Annotated in this window: 16 protein-coding genes; 13 read left to right on the forward strand and 3 right to left on the reverse strand. The window is 63.3% G+C overall.

Annotated elements, in window-relative coordinates; translation table 11 throughout:
* Positions 1-36: 36 nt before the first annotated feature.
* A complete protein-coding gene (gene groL, locus ACLRDN_RS04455) occupies positions 37-1,686 on the reverse strand; it encodes a chaperonin GroEL (RefSeq protein ID WP_413459133.1) in 1,650 nt (549 codons plus the stop codon).
* A gap of 143 nt (positions 1,687-1,829) precedes the next feature.
* The gene (groES, locus tag ACLRDN_RS04460) at positions 1,830-2,120 is read right to left on the reverse strand and encodes a co-chaperone GroES (protein ID WP_008115200.1); all 291 of its coding nucleotides are present in this window, start codon (positions 2,118-2,120) and stop codon (positions 1,830-1,832) included.
* A 385-nt stretch (positions 2,121-2,505) separates the two neighbouring features.
* On the opposite strand from groES, the gene ACLRDN_RS04465 reads away from it, so the two are divergent.
* The 5 genes from ACLRDN_RS04465 to ACLRDN_RS04485 all read left to right on the forward strand — a co-directional run bounded on the left by ACLRDN_RS04465 (position 2,506) and on the right by ACLRDN_RS04485 (position 10,537).
* Positions 2,506-4,617: a TonB-dependent receptor family protein gene (locus ACLRDN_RS04465; RefSeq protein ID WP_413459134.1), complete on the forward strand. Its 2,112-nt coding sequence runs from the start codon at positions 2,506-2,508 to the stop codon at positions 4,615-4,617.
* A 628-nt stretch (positions 4,618-5,245) separates the two neighbouring features.
* Positions 5,246-6,391, forward strand: a complete 1,146-nt coding sequence (locus ACLRDN_RS04470) for a branched-chain amino acid ABC transporter substrate-binding protein (RefSeq protein WP_413459135.1) — start codon at positions 5,246-5,248, stop codon at positions 6,389-6,391.
* Between the two features lie 170 nt (positions 6,392-6,561).
* Positions 6,562-7,074 carry a sigma-70 family RNA polymerase sigma factor gene (locus ACLRDN_RS04475; protein ID WP_413459136.1) on the forward strand — a complete coding sequence of 171 codons (513 nt, stop codon included), beginning with the start codon at positions 6,562-6,564 and terminating at the stop codon, positions 7,072-7,074.
* Positions 7,064-8,047, forward strand: a complete 984-nt coding sequence (locus ACLRDN_RS04480) for a FecR domain-containing protein (protein WP_413459137.1) — start codon at positions 7,064-7,066, stop codon at positions 8,045-8,047. The genes ACLRDN_RS04475 and ACLRDN_RS04480 overlap by 11 nt, the downstream gene beginning before the upstream one ends.
* A 105-nt stretch (positions 8,048-8,152) precedes the next feature.
* Positions 8,153-10,537, forward strand: coding sequence for a TonB-dependent siderophore receptor (locus ACLRDN_RS04485; RefSeq protein ID WP_413459138.1), 2,385 nt, complete (start codon positions 8,153-8,155; stop codon positions 10,535-10,537).
* 150 nt (positions 10,538-10,687) lie between these two features.
* On the opposite strand, the gene ACLRDN_RS04490 is transcribed toward ACLRDN_RS04485, so the two are convergent.
* Positions 10,688-11,608, reverse strand: coding sequence for a LysR family transcriptional regulator (locus ACLRDN_RS04490; RefSeq protein ID WP_413459139.1), 921 nt, complete (start codon positions 11,606-11,608; stop codon positions 10,688-10,690).
* Positions 11,609-11,972: 364 nt separating this feature from the next.
* On the opposite strand from ACLRDN_RS04490, the gene ACLRDN_RS04495 reads away from it, so the two are divergent.
* The 8 genes from ACLRDN_RS04495 (at position 11,973) to ACLRDN_RS04530 (ending at position 19,232) form a co-directional block, all read left to right on the forward strand.
* The gene (locus ACLRDN_RS04495) at positions 11,973-12,827 is read left to right on the forward strand and encodes a transporter (RefSeq protein WP_413460342.1); all 855 of its coding nucleotides are present in this window, start codon (positions 11,973-11,975) and stop codon (positions 12,825-12,827) included.
* A 46-nt stretch (positions 12,828-12,873) separates the two neighbouring features.
* Positions 12,874-14,034, forward strand: coding sequence for an alpha/beta hydrolase family protein (locus ACLRDN_RS04500; protein ID WP_413459140.1), 1,161 nt, complete (start codon positions 12,874-12,876; stop codon positions 14,032-14,034).
* A 49-nt stretch (positions 14,035-14,083) separates the two neighbouring features.
* On the forward strand, positions 14,084-15,010 hold the full coding sequence (locus ACLRDN_RS04505; RefSeq protein WP_413459141.1) for a VOC family protein: 927 nt from the start codon (positions 14,084-14,086) through the stop codon (positions 15,008-15,010).
* A 27-nt stretch (positions 15,011-15,037) separates the two neighbouring features.
* Positions 15,038-15,409: a Rieske (2Fe-2S) protein gene (locus ACLRDN_RS04510; protein ID WP_413459142.1), complete on the forward strand. Its 372-nt coding sequence runs from the start codon at positions 15,038-15,040 to the stop codon at positions 15,407-15,409.
* Positions 15,406-16,536 (forward strand): FAD-dependent oxidoreductase, encoded by a 1,131-nt coding sequence (locus tag ACLRDN_RS04515; protein WP_413459143.1) that lies wholly within the window; start codon positions 15,406-15,408, stop codon positions 16,534-16,536. The genes ACLRDN_RS04510 and ACLRDN_RS04515 overlap by 4 nt, the downstream gene beginning before the upstream one ends.
* Before the next feature lie 71 nt (positions 16,537-16,607).
* Positions 16,608-17,762: an MFS transporter gene (locus ACLRDN_RS04520; protein ID WP_413459144.1), complete on the forward strand. Its 1,155-nt coding sequence runs from the start codon at positions 16,608-16,610 to the stop codon at positions 17,760-17,762.
* Positions 17,759-18,574, forward strand: a complete 816-nt coding sequence (locus tag ACLRDN_RS04525) for a cyclase family protein (protein ID WP_413459145.1) — start codon at positions 17,759-17,761, stop codon at positions 18,572-18,574. The genes ACLRDN_RS04520 and ACLRDN_RS04525 overlap by 4 nt, the downstream gene beginning before the upstream one ends.
* A 76-nt stretch (positions 18,575-18,650) precedes the next feature.
* Complete coding sequence (locus ACLRDN_RS04530) at positions 18,651-19,232, forward strand: cupin domain-containing protein (RefSeq protein ID WP_413460343.1); 582 nt, start codon at positions 18,651-18,653, stop codon at positions 19,230-19,232.
* The last annotated feature ends 3 nt before the right edge of the window (positions 19,233-19,235 follow it).

Consider the following 19,235-nt stretch of genomic DNA (forward strand, 5'->3'; position numbering starts at 1 on the left):
GGCCATGCGATGCATGGCCCGCAGCCGGAAGGCCAATTACATCATGCCGTCCATGCCGCCCATGCCGCCCATACCACCCATGCCGCCAGGCATGCCGGCCGGCTTGTCCTCGGTCACTTCGGCCACCAGGGCGTCGGTGGTCAGGATCAGGCTGGCCACGGAGGCAGCGTTTTGCAGGGCCGAACGGGTCACCTTGGCCGGATCCAGCACGCCCAGTTCCACCAGGTCACCGTAGGTGCCGTTGGAGGCGTTGTAGCCGAAGTTGCCCGAACCTTCCAGCACCTTGTTCACCACCACCGACGGCTCGTCGCCGGCGTTGAAGACGATCTGGCGCAGCGGCTCTTCGATGGCGCGCAGCACGATCTTGATGCCGGCTTCCTGATCGGCGTTGTCGCCCTTGAGGTCCTTGACGTTGGCGCGAGCGCGCAGCAGGGCCACGCCACCGCCAGGCACGACGCCTTCTTCAACTGCAGCGCGGGTAGCGTGCAGGGCGTCTTCGACGCGGGCCTTCTTTTCCTTCATTTCGACTTCGGTGGCAGCGCCAACCTTGATCAGCGCAACACCGCCGGCCAGCTTGGCCACGCGCTCTTGCAGCTTTTCACGATCGTAGTCGGAGGTGGCTTCGCCGATCTGGGTACGGATCATCGCCACGCGAGCTTCGATGCCAGCGGCGTCGCCGTTGCCGTCGATGATGGTGGTGTTTTCCTTGCCGATTTCAACGCGCTTGGCTTGGCCCAGTTCAGCCAGGGTAGCCTTTTCCAGGGTCAGGCCGACTTCTTCGGCGATCACTTGGCCGCCGGTCAGGATGGCGATGTCTTCCAGCATGGCCTTGCGGCGGTCGCCGAAGCCAGGGGCCTTGACAGCAGCGGTCTTCAGGATGCCACGGATGTTGTTGACCACCAGGGTAGCCAGGGCTTCGCCTTCGACGTCTTCAGCCACGATCAGCAGCGGACGGCCAGCCTTGGCGACTTGTTCCAGCACCGGCAGCAGGTCACGGATGTTGGAGATCTTCTTGTCGAACAGCAGGATGAAGGGATTGTCCAGGGCGACGATCTGCTTCTCTTGGTTGTTGATGAAGTACGGCGACAGGTAGCCACGGTCGAATTGCATACCTTCGACGATGTCCAGTTCGTTTTCCAGCGACTTGCCGTCTTCCACGGTGATGACGCCTTCCTTGCCGACCTTTTCCATGGCCTTGGCGATGATGTCGCCGATGTCCGCGTCGGAGTTGGCCGAGATCGAGCCGACTTGAGCGATTTCCTTGGAGGTGGTGGTGGGCTTGGCCAGGTTCTTGACTTCGCCGACGATGGCGGTGACAGCCTTGTCGATACCGCGCTTCAGGTCGGTCGGGTTGAAGCCGGCGGCGACGTACTTGAAGCCTTCGCGCACGATGGCTTGGGCCAGCACGGTAGCGGTGGTGGTACCGTCACCGGCGTTGTCGGAGGTCTTGGAAGCGACTTCCTTGACCAGCTGGGCACCCATGTTTTCCAGCTTGTCCTTCAGTTCGATTTCCTTGGCGACGGAAACGCCGTCCTTGGTCACGGTCGGGGCGCCGAAGCTGCGCTCCAGCACGACGTTGCGGCCCTTGGGACCCAGGGTGACCTTGACTGCGTTGGCCAGGATGTTGACGCCGTTGACGACCTTGGCGCGTGCTTCATCGCCGAAAATAACTTGCTTTGCTGCCATGTTGGATTCTCCAGAAATTCGGTTCAGTTCATGTCGCCGGGCTCGGGCCTGAAGGTTCAGGGAGCACCGGCTGCTGTCTTGTTGCCGATGGCCTTCATGTTTTCGCTATCTATATAGAAGGAAAAGGAAGGCCGGATGCCGAATTACTTCTCGACGACGGCGAACAGGTCTTCTTCGCGCATGACCAGCAGTTCCTGGCCATCGATCTTCACGGCCTGGCCGGAATACTTGCCGAACAGAACGCGGTCGCCGACCTTCACGGCCAGTTGGCGGACCTTGCCATCTTCCAGGATCTTGCCGTTGCCGACGGCCAGGACCTCGCCTTGGTCCGGCTTTTCGGTCGCTGCGTCAGGCAGAACGATACCGGAAGCAGTCTTGGTTTCCTGGTCGAGGCGCTTGACGATAACGCGATCGTGCAAAGGGCGAAGATTCATGAGAACTCCTTAATTTTCAATAAGTTAGCATTGATTGCGGCGATGCCTGCAACGGTTTTCTTCCAAATGCAGCAGACGTCACCGCATGAAAAAGGGGATTGCGTCCGGCGGCGCTGTTAGCACTCTGCCGTGACGAGTGCTAAGTATAGGGATGGGTTGGGGAATTTTCAAGGCGTCAATTGCCGTGTTTGAGCGGCAGGGCTGCGCACCGGCACTCAAATAAATTCGAGGTCAATTGAAAAAAATACAGACATGCCTCGGAATTCATAAAATTCAGAATGCGAATCATTATTATTGCGGCTCTTTTGACTCAGTCCAGAAGAGCCTTTTTTTATAAGCAATGAGCGGCGGAGGTTCGCCCGTATTTTTATTGGACCGAAATGTAATGAAGAACAATCAGGCCCCTTTCAACCATGCACGCGATCTGCGTATCGCCACCTCAACCTTCGCCTCGCTGGTGATGCTCGGTTTTCCGCTGGCTGGCATGGCGCAACAACCTGCCGCGCCAGGCACGCAGGCCGCGCTGGAGCCGATCCAAGTCAGCAGCGACTGGCTCGGCACTGGCCTGGAGAGCAGCGTGAAGACCTATCCCGGCGCCCGCACCGTGGTGAAAAAGCAGGAGATCGACAGCACCGGTGCCATCAGCATCGGCGAGGTGATGCGCCGCATTCCCGGCGTGCAGTCCAGTGACAGCGCCGGTACCTCCGGCAGTGCCATTGCCTTGAACATCGGCGTGCGCGGGCTGACCGGACGCTTTTCGCCGCGCTCCACCGTCCTGCTCGATGGCATCCCCTTGTCGGTGGCCCCCTACGGCCAGCCCCAGCTTTCGTTTGCGCCCGTGAGCCTGAACAACATCGAATCGATCGACGTCGTCCGTGGCGGCGGTGCAGTGCGCTTCGGCCCGCAGAACGTGGGCGGCATCATCAATTTCAAGACGCGCTCCATTCCGGCAAGCCAGGGCATTTCGGGTGATGCTTCGGTGCGCTACAACAGCTACGGCAAGGGCGGCGGCAATGCGCAGTACACCGCCTTCGCCGGCGGCCAGAGCGATACTGGCCTGGGCATGGCCTTCCTGTACTCAGGCCAGGACGGCAGCGGATGGCGCGACAAGAGCAATGAACACCTCAATGATTTTGCGCTGAAGATGCGCTACGAAATTTCACCGGCCTCCGAGCTTTACGCCAAAGTCAATTACTACGACGTGATGAGCCGCACCCCGGGCGGCCTGAGCACCGCGCAGTACGCCGCCGATCCGTTCCAGAACACCCGTCGCCGCGACAACTGGAGCGGCACCCGCAAAGGCTTCGACGTGGGCTACCTCAATACCCTGTCGGACCATCAGGAGCTGGAGATCCGGACCTACTTCAACCAGGCGACCCGCCAGAGCACCTTGATCAATACGACCGGCGTGCGCCTGTCGCATCAGCCGCGCAACTACGAAACGCTTGGCATCGAGCCCCGCTACACGCAGCGCTTTGCCTGGGGCAGCACCACGCATGATGTCACCGTCGGCTACCGCATCATCCGCGAGCGCGGGGATGACAACATCTACAACGAAGCGGTCCGCACCGGTGTGTTGAGCGGATTCACCCAGTTCCAGAACAGTACCGACGCCCACGCCGGCTACATCGACGACAAGATCGCTGTCGGCAAATGGCGTATCACGCCGGGCCTGCGTTTCGAACAGGTGCGCTCAAGCCGCTACGAATCGGGCAAGAACGCGCCTTATGAGGTGGCCAACGACAAGCTGCTGCCCTCGGTCAACCTCGCCTACCTCCTCACCGAGCAACTGACCTTGTTCAGCAACTACAACACCTCCTTCGGTGTGGTGCAGAATTCGCAACTCAACACCATGTCCTCCGCCAATCCCCTGTCGCCCGAGCTGGCCCGGACGGTGGAAGGCGGTGTGCGATGGAAGAGTGCGCAGGCTTCCGCCGAGGCGACCCTGTTCAACATCAATTTTGACAACCAGATCGTGTCGGTGCAGGGAACGATGCCCAATGTCTTCCGCAACATCGGCAGGACCCAGCATGATGGCGTCGAGCTGGCGATGGACTATGCCTTCGACCAGGACAGCCCCCTGGAAGGCTGGTCGGTCTTCGCCAACTACACCTACACCCGGGCCCTGCAGAAGTCGGGCAGCAACCCGGGCAAGGACTTGCCCTTCTATGCGCGCACGACCGACACGCTCGGGGTGCGCCTGCAAACCGGCCCTTGGACCGTGAACCTGTCGACGACGCACCAGGGCCGGCAGTTTGCCGATGAAGCCAACACCCTGGCCGAAAGCGCGGATGGCAGCATCGGGGAAATCCCGGGCGTGCGTCTCTGGAATGCGCAGGCGAGCTGGAAAGTGCCGGGCAAGAAGGGATTCGACCTCACGGCGGGCGTCAACAACCTGCTGGACCGTCGCTACTTCACCCGTACCGTGGATGGCAATCTGGGCAAACTGGTCGGCGCGCCGCGGACCGTCTATGTGCAAGGACGTTACGCATTCTGACCGACCTGCGGTGAACGAAATCGCGCATGGTCCACCGCCACCGTCGTTCACCTTCCCCTTCCCCAAGCCTCGCCCCGCATCCGGGGCGACATGAAGAAAAATTCCCGCCTGGCGGGAATTGATCCATGAAACTGAGGCTGGCTTCCCGAGCCAGCCTCGTTGCAACTGCAGTTTTCTTTTGTTTCCCCTCCCTTATTGGTGCGTTCCTTCGCATCCTGATTCAAAAAAGTGCATAAAACGTGCGATATGAATGAAGCGCCGCGTTGGCACGGAACTCGCTCTCCCAGCCGCACCATTACGGTGTATTCTGCCCGGCGGGGCAGTGCATTGGAGGAACGGCCCCGCCTGGCCTGGGGCTTTGGCCGGGCCGCTTGCCTGCTGTGGCTCCGTCCCTTTTTTAGCGGGGATGGCCGGCGGGAAAGCGCCCGAGTCGGGATGCCCACAGGCATGGCTCGTTTTTTGCTGTAGCAGAGTCCGCAAGCAAGAACCGGTCAGCGACTGGGAGGCGCTGCGGTGCTTTCCGATCAGGTTTGCCGTTCACACGGCGGTCAGCTTCGGTCAGCACACATAACAAATGGCACAACGAACTGCGTTTTCAATCTTTCATTGGAAGTAATAGGAGCAATTCATGCAAAAAATCAAAATGATTCCTGTCGCTACGGCACTGGTGGCAGCGTTCTCGTTCGCAGGGGCAGCCCAGGCACAAGAAGTCATCAAGATCGGTCACGTCGCTCCTCTGACCGGTCCCAACGCACACATCGGCAAGGACAATGAAAACGGCGCCCGCATGGCCGTGGACGAACTCAACGCCAAGGGCTTCGAGATCGGCGGCAAGAAGGTCACCTTCCAGCTGGTCCCGCAGGATGACGCTTCCGATCCGAAGCAAGCCACCACCGTGGCCCAGGCCCTGGTTGATGCCAAGGTCAAGGGCGTGGTCGGCCACATGAACTCCGGTACCACCATCCCGGCCTCCAAGATCTACTTCGACGCCGGCATCCCGCAAATCTCGCCCTCGGCCACCAACCCCAAGTACACCCAGCAAGGCTTCAACACCGCCTTCCGCGTGGTGGCCAACGATGGCCAGCTCGGTGGCGTCCTGGGCCGCTATGCCGTCAATGAACTCAAGGGCAAGAGCGTGGCCGTCATCGACGACCGCACTGCCTACGGTCAAGGCGTGGCTGAAGAATTCCGCAAGAGCGCCCTGGCTGCCGGTGCCACCATCGTGGCCACCCAGTACACCACCGACAAGGCGACCGACTTCAACGCCATCCTGACCTCGGTCAAGTCCAAGAAGCCTGACCTGGTCTTCTTCGGCGGCATGGATGCCGTGGCCGGCCCGATGCTGCGCCAGATGGATCAGCTGGGTGTGGCTGCCAAGTTCATGGGCGGTGACGGTATCTGCACCACCGAACTGCCGAGCCTGGCCGGTGCTGGCCTGAAGGACAGCGAAGTGGTCTGCGCCGAAGCCGGTGGCGTGACCGAAGCAGGCAAGAAGCCGCTGGAAGACTTCAAGGCTGCCTACAAGAAGAAGTTCAACCAGGACGTCGTGATCTACGCACCGTACACCTACGATGCGCTGATGACCCTGGCTGACGCCATGAAGCAGGCCGGCTCGTCCGACCCCAAGGTCTACCTGCCGGTCCTGGCCAAGATCAAGCACAAGGGCGTCACCGGTGAAATCGCCTTCGACGCCAAGGGCGACATCCTGAACGGCACCCTGACCCTGTACACCTACAAGGGCGGCAAGCGTACCCTGCTGAGCGTGGTCAAGTAATTTTGCATCAAGCTTCACCTCCGGGATCGTCACGGTTCCGGCGGGAGCAGCAGTGACAAGCCCCGGCCTTCGTGCCGGGGCTTTTTCTTTCATATCGACCAAAAAGCGCATCGACCCGCCGCCGCATTTACAGATTATAATGAGACACGTTCTCATTACATCTTGCGGTCATGGCCGACCTCGCTCCTTCCCGTGCTCACGACATTGCTGGCCTCTACACCGGGCATCACCGGTGGCTGCTGGGCTGGCTGCGCCGCCGTACCGACAACGCCGAGCTGGCGGCCGACCTGGCGCAGGATACCTTCGTGCGCATGATGGTCTCGCGCCGCGATTTCTATCTCGACGAAGTGCGCACGCTGCTGGCCACCATCGCGCGCGGCCTGATGATCGACCATTTCCGCCGCTGCGCACTGGAAGCCGCCTTCCTGGAAATGCTCGCGCAGATGCCGCCCGAACACCTGCCTTCGCCCGAAGCGCAATTGCTGGTACTGGAAACCCTCAACGAAGTCGACGCCATGCTGGCCGGCTTGCCGCCCAAGGTGCGCAGCGCCTTCCTGCTGTCGCAGCTCGATGGCCTGGCCTATGCCGAGATCGCGGCGCGGCTGGAGGTGTCCCTGAGTTCGGTGCAGCAGTACATGAAGCGCGCCTTCACCGCCTGCTACCGGCTGCAATATGGCCTCTGACACCGCTGTCCCGGGCGATGACGTGGTCATGGCCGCCATCGACTGGATGGTGCGGCTGCAATCGGGCAGCGCCACCGATCATGACCATGAGGCCTGCCGTCGCTGGCGCGCCGCACAGCCGCAGCACGAGCTGGCCTGGCAGCGGCTGCAGTCGCTCAGCGAACGCGTGGCCACCTTGCCGCGCGCCCTGGCGCATGGCAGCATCGGCGCCAGCCCGGCCCGCACGCGCAACAACCGCCGCTTTGCCCTCAAGACCTTGTGCGTGACGATGGGCGCGGGGCTGCTGGCGGCCAGCGCGGCACGATGGACGCCGTGGCAGGCCTGGATGGCCGGCTACACCACCCGCACCGGCGAGCGCCGCCGTGTGGTGCTGGCCGAGGGCACCGTGCTCCAACTCAACAGCGCCACTGCCGTGGACGTCAGCTTCGACGAGCAGCAGCGCCTGATCCGCCTGCATCGCGGCGAAGTGCTCATCACCACTGGGCATGAAGAGCGGCGTTCCTATCGTCCCTTCCTCGTGCAGACCCGGCTGGGACAGGCACGCGCACTGGGCACACGCTTCCAGCTGCGCGATGCGGAGGAGGGCATGCGCCTTGCCGTTTATGAGGGTGCAGTGGAATTCCGTTCGCAAAATGAGAATGTACCTGTGCGCGTGGAGGCCGGGCGCCAGGGGCTGTTCGATACGCAAGGGCTGGTGGGACGCCTCTCTGCCGCCAATGAACAGGCCATCGCCTGGACCGACGGCGTCATCGTGGCCGACCGCATGCCGCTGGGCCAATTGGTGGCCGAGCTGGATCGCTATCTCCCCGGCAAGCTGCGCTGTGACCCGGCGGTGGCCGGGTTGCCCATCTCGGGCGTGTTTCCGCTCGACCAGCCGGCGCGCATCCTGGCGGCCATTGCGCGGACCTTGCCGGTGCGGGTGGATACCTTGACAGATTACTGGATCACCTTGCGGCCACGCGCATCCACCTGAGCCGACACGGGTATAAAAAATTTTTAAAATTTTTCTGCAGGTTGTTGGATCTCGTTCGGTCTACCAGATAGCAAGCCCTCTGAAGCTCACCATCGAACGACATCCATGACCACCCGAACCCGCTTCCCCTCGCGCCCGACCTTATCCCGACTGGCCATCCTGGCCGCCTTCGCCAGCCCCGTGGCCGGTGTGCAGGCGCAGGCCACCGATGCCCAGCGCCAGGCCTACGACATTGCCGCTGGTCCTCTCGACCAAAGCCTCAACAGCTTCGCCCGCCGTGCCGGCGTGCTGCTCTCCTTCGATCCGGCCATCACGCGCGATCGCCAGAGCGCAGGCCTCTCCGGCCGTCATACGGTAGCCGAAGGGTTTGCCGCGCTGCTCAACGGCACACCGCTGCAAGCCATCCGCAATGGCGACGGCGGCTACACGGTGGCCGCACCGGCCGCCACCACCGGCAGCAATGCCAATGCCGTCCTGCCCACCGTCACCATCACCGAAAGCGCCGACCCGACCGCCCCCTATGCAGGCGGACTGGTCGCGCGCGGCGGCAGCTTGGGCGTGCTGGGCACGGCCAGCGTCATGGACACGCCCTTCAGCACCACCAACTACACCTCGCAAGGCATCGAGGATGTACAGGCGCGCGCCATCGGCGACGTCATCGCCAACGATGCCTCGGTGCGCAACACCAATGGCAATGGCGGTTTCGGCGACAGCTACCAGATTCGCGGCTTCACCATGTCGGCCAATGATGTGGCCTTCAATGGCCTGTATGGCATGGTGCCGCTCACGCGCATGCCCATCTCCATGGTCGAGCGCATCGAGGTGCTCAAGGGACCGGGCACGCTGATGTATGGCATGGGGCCGGCCGGTGGCGTGGGCGGGGCGGTCAACCTGATTCCCAAGCGCGCGCATGAAGATCCGATCTCCAGCGTCACGGCCACCTATCTCTCCAACTCACAATACGGATTGAAGGCCGACCTCGGCCGCCGTTTCGGTGAGCAGCAGGAGTGGGGCATTCGCGTCAACGCACTCTATGCCGATGGCAACACGGGCCTGTCCGGCAGCAATCAGCAGCAGAGCATGGGCTCGGTCGGACTCGACTACAACGGCGGCCGCGTGCGCTGGAGCCTGGACGCCTACACCCAGCATGAAGACGCGCGCAATTTCCGTCCGCAATTCAGCATCAGCAGCCTGGTGATGCCCGATGCGCCCTCGGGCAAGACCAACCTCTATCCTGGCACCACGCTGCAGTCCGACGACAAGGCCGTGGCCACCCGCCTGGAATACGACATCAACGACCAGCTGACCGCCTACGGTGCCGTGGGCTATCACGTGGCCAGTTCCGCCCAGAGCTGGCCGGGCGCCACCATCCTCAACGCCGCCGGCGACACGGCGGCGCTCTCCAATGGCTACTACGACCAGAAGGTGGTCTCCACTTCGGCCGATGTGGGCATGCGTGCACGCTTCAACACCGCCGGCATCAAGCACACGGTGATGCTGGGTGTGAACATGCTGGATCAGCAGACCGATTACTTCTTCCTCTCCGAGAGCAGCAGCGTCACCTCCAATCTGTATCGCCCGGTGGCGCTACCCACCGTCACCGGCGCACGCGGTGCGCCCACGCCGCAAAGCCAGATCCGCCTGACCAGCGTGGCGCTGACCGATACCCTGTCGATGATGGATGACCGCCTGCGCATCACCGCCGGGCTGCGCCGCCAGCAGGTCTATTCGCACAGCCTGGCCGATGCCACGCAGACCTCCAACAAGACCGCCATCTCGCCGGTGCTGGGTGTGGTCGTCAAGCCGGTGCAGAACGTTTCGCTGTATGCCAACTACACGGCGGCCCTGAGCGCCGGTGGTTTTACATCTGCCAGCGACGGCAATCCCAACCAGCTCTTCCCGCCCTACAAGTCCAAGCAGGTGGAGACGGGGGCAAAGATCGACTGGGGCCGCATCACGACCACGGCGGCCGTATTCCAGATCGAACAGGCCAATTCCAGCACCACGCTGGTCAATGGCGTGAGCACCACCACCCAGGATGGCCGCAATCGCGTGCGCGGCCTGGAACTGGCGGCCTATGGCGAACTGCAGCGCGGCCTGCGCTTCAATGCCAGCGGCACCTTCTTCGATGCCAAGCAGTACCACACCGACAACGGCAGCAATGACGGCAAGGATGTCGGTGCCATCCCCAACAGCAATTTCAACCTGGGACTGGATTGGGATGCGCCCTGGCTGCAGGGCCTGGCGCTGAATACGCGTGTCACCCGCACGGGCTCGATGTGGTACAGCAACGAGAACAAGCTCAAGGTGCCGGGATGGACCCGCGTCGATATCGGTGCGCGCTACATCACCCGGGCGGCAGGGCAGGTCGTGACCTATCGCGCCAACATCGAGAACCTGTTCGACAAGAATTACTGGCTGATGCAGAACGGTTATGTGGGCACATCATCGGGCCGCACGCTGGTACTGTCGGCGCAGGTTGATTTCTGATCTGAGTGCGTAGCTCACGCGCGTGAGCCATGCCCTGCTGCTGAAATGCGGCAGGGCATTTTTTTTAAAGAAACGCTTAAAAGATATAAATGATTTATGAATTTTAAAAAGTCGGGTCGATAAAAACATGATGAATCCATCAGGTTTTGATCAAGCCACCTTTTTATCCATCTCCCGCGCACTTTCCAGAAACACCTGCCGCAACCATTCGATGCCCGGATCATTGGTGCGATAGCGATGCCACTGCATCATCTGATGCATCTCCGCCAGCGGCAGCGGACTTTCCTTGAGCACCACCGGCAATTGCGTGGCCAGCCTGCGCGCCAGACGGCCATGCACGGTGGCGATGCGGTCGGTCCCTTGCACCAGCGCCACACAGGAGGCAAAGCTGAAGCTGGTGATCTCCACCCGCCGCGCAAAGCCCAGCTTGCTGGCCATCCACGCCTCCACCGAGGAGGCATTGGCGCCGGGCGGCACCATCACCACATGACCGGCCTCCATGTAGCGCTCCAGCGTCAGCTTGCCCTTGGCCAATGGACTGTCGCGCCACACCACGCAGACGTGCCGTTCGCGAAACACCTCCTCCGCCGGATGATCGGGCGTGCAGAATTCCTGCGGCAGCACCAGCAAGTCCACTTCCGCGCGATCCAGCGAACGGGTCGGGTCCTGCACCTGCGGCATCAGCGCAAAGCGAATGTGCGGCCCTTCGGCATGCGCCCGCGCGATCACGCGCGGGATCAGCACGTTGAGGCTGAAGTCGGACACCGAGATGCGGAATTCCCGATGCGACTCTGCAGGCAGGAAAGCCGGCTTGGCCGCGATCGATCCTTCGATACGCCGCAATACGTCATTGACCGCATCGCGCAGTACTTCGGCGCGCGGCGTGGCTTCCATGCGGCGGCCGACCTGGATCAGCAATTCGTCATCGAAATATTCGCGCAGACGGGCCAGGGCATTGCTCATGGCCGACTGGCTCAGGTGGATCTTCTCGGCGGCGCGGCTGATGTTGAGTTCGGTCAGCAGCGCGTCGAGCGCGACCAGCAGATTGAGGTCGAGCTTGTTGAAGCGCATTGGATAAGTCTCCGTTGTCGGGTGCCGGCCTTTCTTTTGTGCAAGGGTTGCAGGGCCGGTCATGTATTGATCCCGTCCATATCATGAATCAAAACAATCCATTTGATCAATATCAACCTCGACCTTAACCTTCATCCATCCGCTGTACGGCCTCGCAGAAGCATCCAAGAAAAGGCCGGCGCGGCAAGCCGGTGGCGCCCTGCGCCATTGATCGGCCTGGCCCCGAGAAGACGCCGTGACGGCGACACAACAAGCCAGGCAGGTAGGAGACAAGGAGACAGAAGTGAAGAGAGGAACCGTACCAGCCCGGCGGCTGGGCAATCGTGCCGTCCTGGCCGCCCTGGCCATGATCGGGAGTGCCAGCATGCAGTCCGCGCAAGCCTTCGAAGGTGGCGTTTCGCCATTCCCCACCGGGTCCACCAGTGAATACATCGCCGCGCTGCCGCCCATCCCGGGCCTGTTCGCGGTGGAGCAGTTCAACTACAGCAGTGCCGACGGCCTGTACGACAACAAGGGCAACAAGCGCCCCATTCCCTTCAAGACCGATGTGTTCTCGGCCACCACACGCCTGCTGGCTTCCTATGGCGTCGAATGGATGGGTGCCAAGGTCTATTCGCAACTGGTGTTGCCGGTGGTCTCGCTGCACAGCGAAGTGATGGGCCACGGCGAGAACCACAACGGCCTCTCCAACATCACCGTCACGCCGCTGCTGCTGCGCTGGGATGTGGCCGCGCATACCAATGTCACCTTCGGCTTCGACTTCGCCCTCAAGACCGGTTCCTACGATCCCAAGCGCACCAGCGTGGCGGTGGGCTACACCTCCTACCAGCCGGTGCTGGCGATCCGCCACAACGATCCGAACGGGCTGGACCTGGGCATCTCCAACCGCCTGCTCATCAACGACAAGAACAGCGATACCAATTACCGCTCCGGCACCGCCTACGTGGCGGACTTCATCGGCGGCTGGAACTTCGGCAAGTGGAAAGTCGGCGTCACCGGTTCCTACCTGAACCAGTTCACCGATGACCGCCAGAACGGCACCGACATCACCGGCAACCGCACGCGCAGCTTCGCCATGGGACCGACCGTGGCCTACAACGCCGGCACCTACAGCATCAACATGAACGTGCAGCGCGGCCTGTACGCCGCCAACACGGCCAAGAGCGATGCCATCTGGATCAACTTCGCCATGCCGCTGTGGATGGGCGGCCCGCACTGAGCGCAGCCGCTCCATCCGTATCACTCATCATCAAAGGAGTTACACCATGTTCCGTTACTTCCCGACGAACTATGTCTGGAATCTTTCCGTCGATCTCGCCATCGAGATGGGCGCGCGCATCGGCGAGATCGAAGCCATGTGTGCGCCCCTGCAGGAGGCGGCCAAACAGCCTGACGCCGAAGGCACCGCCGCCTTCCGCGCCACCTGGGCGGACATGGCAGAAAAGCTCTGCAGCCTGGCCGCCGAGGATGAAGCGCGCGGCCGGCTGCTTTCGGCCGGTGCCAAGTACAAGCGCGCGGCCAGCTACCTGCTGACCTGCGAGCGCCTGCAGGGTCACGGCGCACCGGGCCGGCTTGAGTTGTATCGCCGCTTCCTGGAAGTGTTCCAGCGCGGCCTCACGCTGGCCGGCGACAACTGCGAGCGCGTCGAGATTCCTTACGAAGGCAAGGTCATCTCCGGCCTTTATACCCGCGCAAACAATGTGCAGGGTCCTGCCCCGATTCTGGTCCAGCTCAATGGCCTGGATTCGACCAAGGAAATGAAATACCTGGTCGGCCTGCCCGGTTGGCTGGCCGAACGCGGGGTCTCGTCGCTGGTGATCGACCAGCCCGGCACCGGCGAAGCCCTGCGCCTGCACGGCATGACCGCGCGCTTCGATGCCGAGCACTGGGCGCGACACGTAGTGGATTGGCTGGAACAGCGCGACGATGTCGATGTCAGCCGCATCGGCTGTGAAGGTGTCTCCCTGGGCGGCTACTACTGCCCGCGCGTGGTGGCCATGGAGCCGCGCTTTGCCTGTGGCGTGGTGTGGGGGGCCAATCACGACTGGCGCGACGTACAGAAAAAGCGCCTGGAAAAAGAGGGCGATTTCCCCGTGCCGCATTACTGGCAGCACGTCTGCTGGGTGTGGGGCGCCAAGGACATCGACGACTTCATGCGCATCGCCGAAGACGTGCATCTGGATGGCGTGGTCGAGAAAATCCGCGTGCCTTTCCTGGTCACCCACGGCGAGAAGGACACGCAGATTCCCCTGAAGTGGGCGCACCGCACCTACGAACAACTGGTCAACAGCCCCAAGCGTGAATTGAAGATCTTCACCGACCGCGAAGGCGGCGCGCAGCACGCCAGCTTCGACAATTCCATCAACGCCGGCCACGTCATCGCCGACTGGGTGGCCGAGACCCTGGGCGGCCGCACCAAGCGCTGATGCGTCCCGTGCAGCTACGAAACACCGAGTCAATCACAAGGAAATCCGCATGAACATCATTGGACCCGATGCCCTGGTCTTTGGCGTGGACGATCTGCCCGCCTGCCGCCAGTACCTGCTCGACTATGGCCTCAAGGAGAGTGGTAACGACCGTTACGAAGCCCTCGACGGTACCGCCATCGTGCTGAGTGCCAAGGACGACGCCACCCTGCCGCCGCCCATGGACACTGCCAGCCTGCTGCGCGAAACCGTCTATGGCGTGGCCGACGTCGCCACCCTGGATGCCATCGAAACCGAACTGCGCCGCGACCGCGAAGTCAGCCGCCGCGATGGCGTGGTGCGCAGCGTGGACGACATGGGCTTTGCGCTGGCCTTCCAGGTCACCGTGCGCCGTGCGCTCGACATCAAGTCGGAACGCGTCAACGGCCCCGGCGATGCCCAGCGCGCACCGAACCAGCTGGGCCTGCCCGCCGAGGGCGAAGCCCTGCCACGCACGCTGTCGCATGTGGTGTATTTCGTGCCCGATGCGGCCAAGGCCGAGGCCTTCTATCAGCGCCTGGGTTTCGTCTGCACCGACCGCTTCACCGGCGTGGGCCCGTTCCTGCGTCCGGCCGGGACCCTGGATCACCATACGCTGTTCATGATCCAGACCCCGCCCTTCATGAAGGGCTGCGAACACTTCACCTTCCACATGGGCGGCCCGACCGAGGTGCTGCTGGCCGGCACCCGTTTCGTCGAAAAGGGTTACCAGAGCTTCTGGGGGCCGGGCCGCCATCGCTTCGGCAGCAACTGGTTCTGGTATTTCAATTCGCCGCTGGGCTGCCACGTCGAATATGACGCCGACATGGACCTGCACGACGATCAATGGGCCGCGCGCGAAGCACCGATGGGTGCCGATGCCTCGCAATTGTTCCTCTTCCAGTACCGCGAGAAGTGGGCGCCGGGCGGCCCGCCGCCCCCAGGCGCTGCACACTGATTGCCGGGCATAGCGGGAGAGACAGCCATGTACCTGTGCCATGTCACGCAATTGCCCGAGGACGGCGCACGCGGTTTCGATACCCGCGGGGCAGGGCAGGCCACCCTCTTCCTGCTGCGCCGGGGCGACCAGGTGCGAGCCTGGCAAGACAGCTGCCCGCACCACGGCACACCGCTGCCATGGCGGCGCGATGCCTATCTCGATGCCAGCGGGCAGCACGTGGTCTGTGCCGCCCATGGCGCATTGTTCGATCCGCTCACCGGCGTGTGCACGCTAGGCCCTTGCCTGGGCGACTCGCTCACGCCGGTGGCGCTGCGCATCGATGACGACGGCGGCCTGCACCTGGCCACCGGCGAAGACGATCCACTCATCAAGAAAAAGATTCAGGAGACACCATGACACTCGCAGCCCAACGCATCCTCATCATCGGCGGCGGTTTTTCCGGCGCATCGGCCGCCATCGACCTGCGCCGCCGTGGCGCCCAGGTCGACCTGGTGGAACTCGATCCCCAGTGGCGCAACTACGGTGCCGGCATCAGCCTCGGCCCGGCCACGCTGCGTGCGCTCAAGCAACTCGGGGTGCTCGATGCCTTCCTGCGCGAAGGCGCGGCCGGTGACGGGGTGCGCCTGTGCCTGCCGCACGGCCCGCAGATCGCCGAGCTGCCCACCCCGCGCCTGGCCTCGCCGGATGTGCCCGGCGGCGGTGCCATCCTGCGTCCGGTACTGGCGCGCATCCTGGCCGATGCCGCCCGCGCCTCGGGCACCGACGTGCGCCTGGGTTGCACTTTCACGGCGCTGCGCGAGATCGGCGACGAGGTCGAGGTTGACTTCACCGATGGCCAGACCCGCCGCTACGACCTGGTGATCGGTGCCGATGGCCTCTATTCCAAACTGCGGGCCCATCTTTTCCCCAGCGCACCCAAGCCGCGCTACAGCGGCCAGGCCGTGTGGCGCGCCATCCTGCCGCGTCCGGCGGAGATCACCACCTGCACCATGTGGATGGGGCCGCAAATCAAGCCCGGCGTCAATCCGGTGTCCAAAGACGAGATGTACCTCTTCGTCACCGAGCCGCGCCCGGTCAACGACCACGTCGATCCGGCCACCTTTGTGGCGCGCCTGCGCGGCCTGCTGGAAGACTTCAGCGCTCCTGTGTTGAAGACCATCCGCGACCAGCTCGACGACAACGCCCGCATCATCTTCCGCCCGCTGGAAGGTCTGCTGCTGCCACGTCCGTGGTATCAGGGCCGCGTCGTGCTCATCGGTGATGCAGTGCATGCCACCACGCCGCACCTGGCTTCCGGCGCCTGCATCGGCATCGAAGATGCGCTGGTGCTGGCCGACGAACTGGCGCGCAACGGCAACGTAGCGCTGGCCTTGTCGGCCTTTGAGGAGCGCCGCTGGGAACGTTGCCGCATGGTGGTGGAGAACTCGGCCCGGCTGGGCGAGATCGAGGTCGGGGGCGGCGACAAGGAAGAGCACTCGCGCATCATGCGCGAATCGCACGCGGCGCTGGTCCAGCCGATCTGAGTTTTCTAAACAATATAAAAAATATAAACGACTAACGCTTCTGCAACCTGCGTACGACGCGAGGAGACAAGATGATCACGACCTATTCCAAGCGCGCCCTGGCTGCGCTGATGCTGGCGCACTGCGCCGGCATGATCGACCTGGTGGCGCTGCCGGTCTGGGTCGGCACGCTGGTGGCGCATTACCATTTCGATGCGCGCCAGGCGGGCCTGCTGGCCTCGCTCTTCCTGGGCGGCGCGGTGCTGGCCAGTGCCGTGCTGGCACCCCGTTTCGATCCCGAGACGGCACGCTGGAAGGCCGCCATCGGCTTCGGCCTCTCGGCCCTGTTGTTCGCCGTGGCGGCGCAGACCCAGCACTACCTGCTGCTGGCCTTGCTGCATGCGGCCTGCGGCATCACCACCGGGCTCTCGCTCAGTGTCACGCATGGCACCATCGCGCGCGGCAGCAATCCGCATCGGGGCTTTGCGCTGGTGGGTATCGCGCTGGGCGTGTTCGCCATCCTGTTCCTGGGCAGTGCGCCGCCGATCATTGCCAGCGCGGGTGGTCCGGCATTGTTCTATCTCTTCGCGGGGGTGATGGCCATGGGGGCGCTGGCTTGTGCCCTGGCGTTTCCGCGTGCAGAGACTGATGGCCTGCCGCGAGTGGCGGCACCGCGTGAACCGGTGCCGCGCCAGGTTTGGTACGGCATTGCCGGCATCGCCTGCATGGGGCTGGTGCAATCGATGACCTTCAGTTTTCTGGAGCGCGTGGGCAGTGATCGCGGCTTCGGGCTGGAAGCGGTCACCGGTGTGCTCATCGCGCTGGGCTTCGTCAACCTGCTGCCCGCACCGCTGGCCGCTCTGCTGGAGAAACGGCTGCCCGCCCGCAGCGTGCTGATGGCCGGCCCGCTGGTGCAGGCGCTGCTGGTGGTGGTGATCATGAGTTCGTTGCGTTTTGCACCTTATGCGGCGGCGGCCTCCGTCTTTGCTGCCGTGATGATTTTCACGCACACCTTCGCCTTCGGTCTCATGGCGCGTCTGGACCGCAGCGGCCGCGCCATGGCTGCCACGCCCGCCATGCTGATGACGGGGGCGGCCATCGGGCCCATCCTCGGGGGCACGCTGGTGCAGGGCTGGGGCTATGGCAGCCTGGGTCCGGTGGCGGTGGTGCTGGGCGTTGGCGCATCGATCTGTTTCTCGCGGCTGCCGCGTGCAGTCGCCGTTCAACCTCAAGAGGCTCTGGCATGACCGCATCCCTGCAGACGCGTCGCCGTCATCGTTTCGTCGACCTGTCCATCTATCTTGAAAACGACGTGCTCTCCGACCCGCCCCCGCTGGCCCCGAAGATCACTTACCAGAAGCATGCCGACACCCTGCCCGAATTCATGGCCATGCTGCCCGGCACCCAGCCCGAGGATTATCCCGATGGCGAAGCCGCAGCGGCCGAGTGGGTCACGCTGACCACGCACAACGGCACGCATCTGGATGCACCGTGGCATTTCCATTCCACGCAGGATGCCAAGAACGGCGGGGCGCGGCCCTCCATCACCATCGACGAAGTGCCATTGGAATGGTGCTTCCAGGCGGGCGTGAAACTGGATTTCCGTCACTTCCCGGATGGCTATGTGGCCACCGCCGTCGATGTGGAAGCCGAACTCAAGCGCATCGGCCACAATCTGCAGCCCCTCGATATCGTCGTGGTCAACACCCGCGCCGGTTCGCGCTATGGTCATCGTGACTATCTCGGTGCTGGCTGCGGCATGGGTTACGAAGCCACCATGTACCTGCTCGAACGCGGCGTGCGCCTGACCGGCACCGATGCCTGGAGCTGGGACGCACCGTTCTCCTATACCGCGCAACGGGTAGCCGAGACCGGCGACAAGTCCCTGATCTGGGAAGGCCACAAGGCCGGCCGCGACATCGGCTACTGCCACCTGGAGAAACTGCACAACCTCGAAGCCCTGCCGGCGCATGGCTTCACCATCAGCTGCTTCCCGCACAAGATCCGTGGCGCCAGTGCCGGCTGGACGCGGGCGGTGGCGATCTTCGACGAAACCTGATGCCCCGCTGCCGCCCAGGCCGCCATCAACAGATTCAAGCAATGCAAGCGATTCAAGCGATTCAATGGAGCCCATGATGTCCTTCCCCCCGATTCACCGCGTCGTCACCGGCCACGATGCGCAAGGCCGATCCATCATCAGCAGTGACGGTCCGCTGCCGACCGTGGTGGAGGTGGCCGCCATTCCCGGTACGCTCTTCCATGAAGTCTGGAGCACCAGCGCCACGCCCGCGCGCGTGGACAATGGCCCGGATCCCAGCCTGGGCGCATTGGTGCTGTCGCCCCCGGAGCGCGGTACGCGCATGCGCTTCGTCGACATCCCGCCCGATACCGAGGAATTCCTCGCCAGCGCCAGCAGCAAGATGCACGAGGCCTTCAGCCAGATCGGCGAAGCCGCCGCCTCCACCGTGCAGACCGATTCGCCCCATCCGCTGATGCATCGCACTCAATCGGTGGACTACGGCATCGTCATCGAAGGCGAGATGACGCTGGTACTGGACCGTGGCGAAGTTGCCCTGAAGCCCGGCAGCGTGGTCGTGCAGCGCGGCACCAACCACGCCTGGGCCAATCGTTCGGGCAAGCCCTGCCGCATGCTGTTCATCCTGGTCGATGGCGAGGTCGACCCGGCCATTGCCGCCCAACTGGCCAAGGGAGCTTAAGCC

Origin of the sequence: Herbaspirillum huttiense (assembly GCF_047300815.1) — a bacterium.
Taxonomy (GTDB): domain Bacteria; phylum Pseudomonadota; class Gammaproteobacteria; order Burkholderiales; family Burkholderiaceae_D; genus Herbaspirillum; species Herbaspirillum huttiense_A.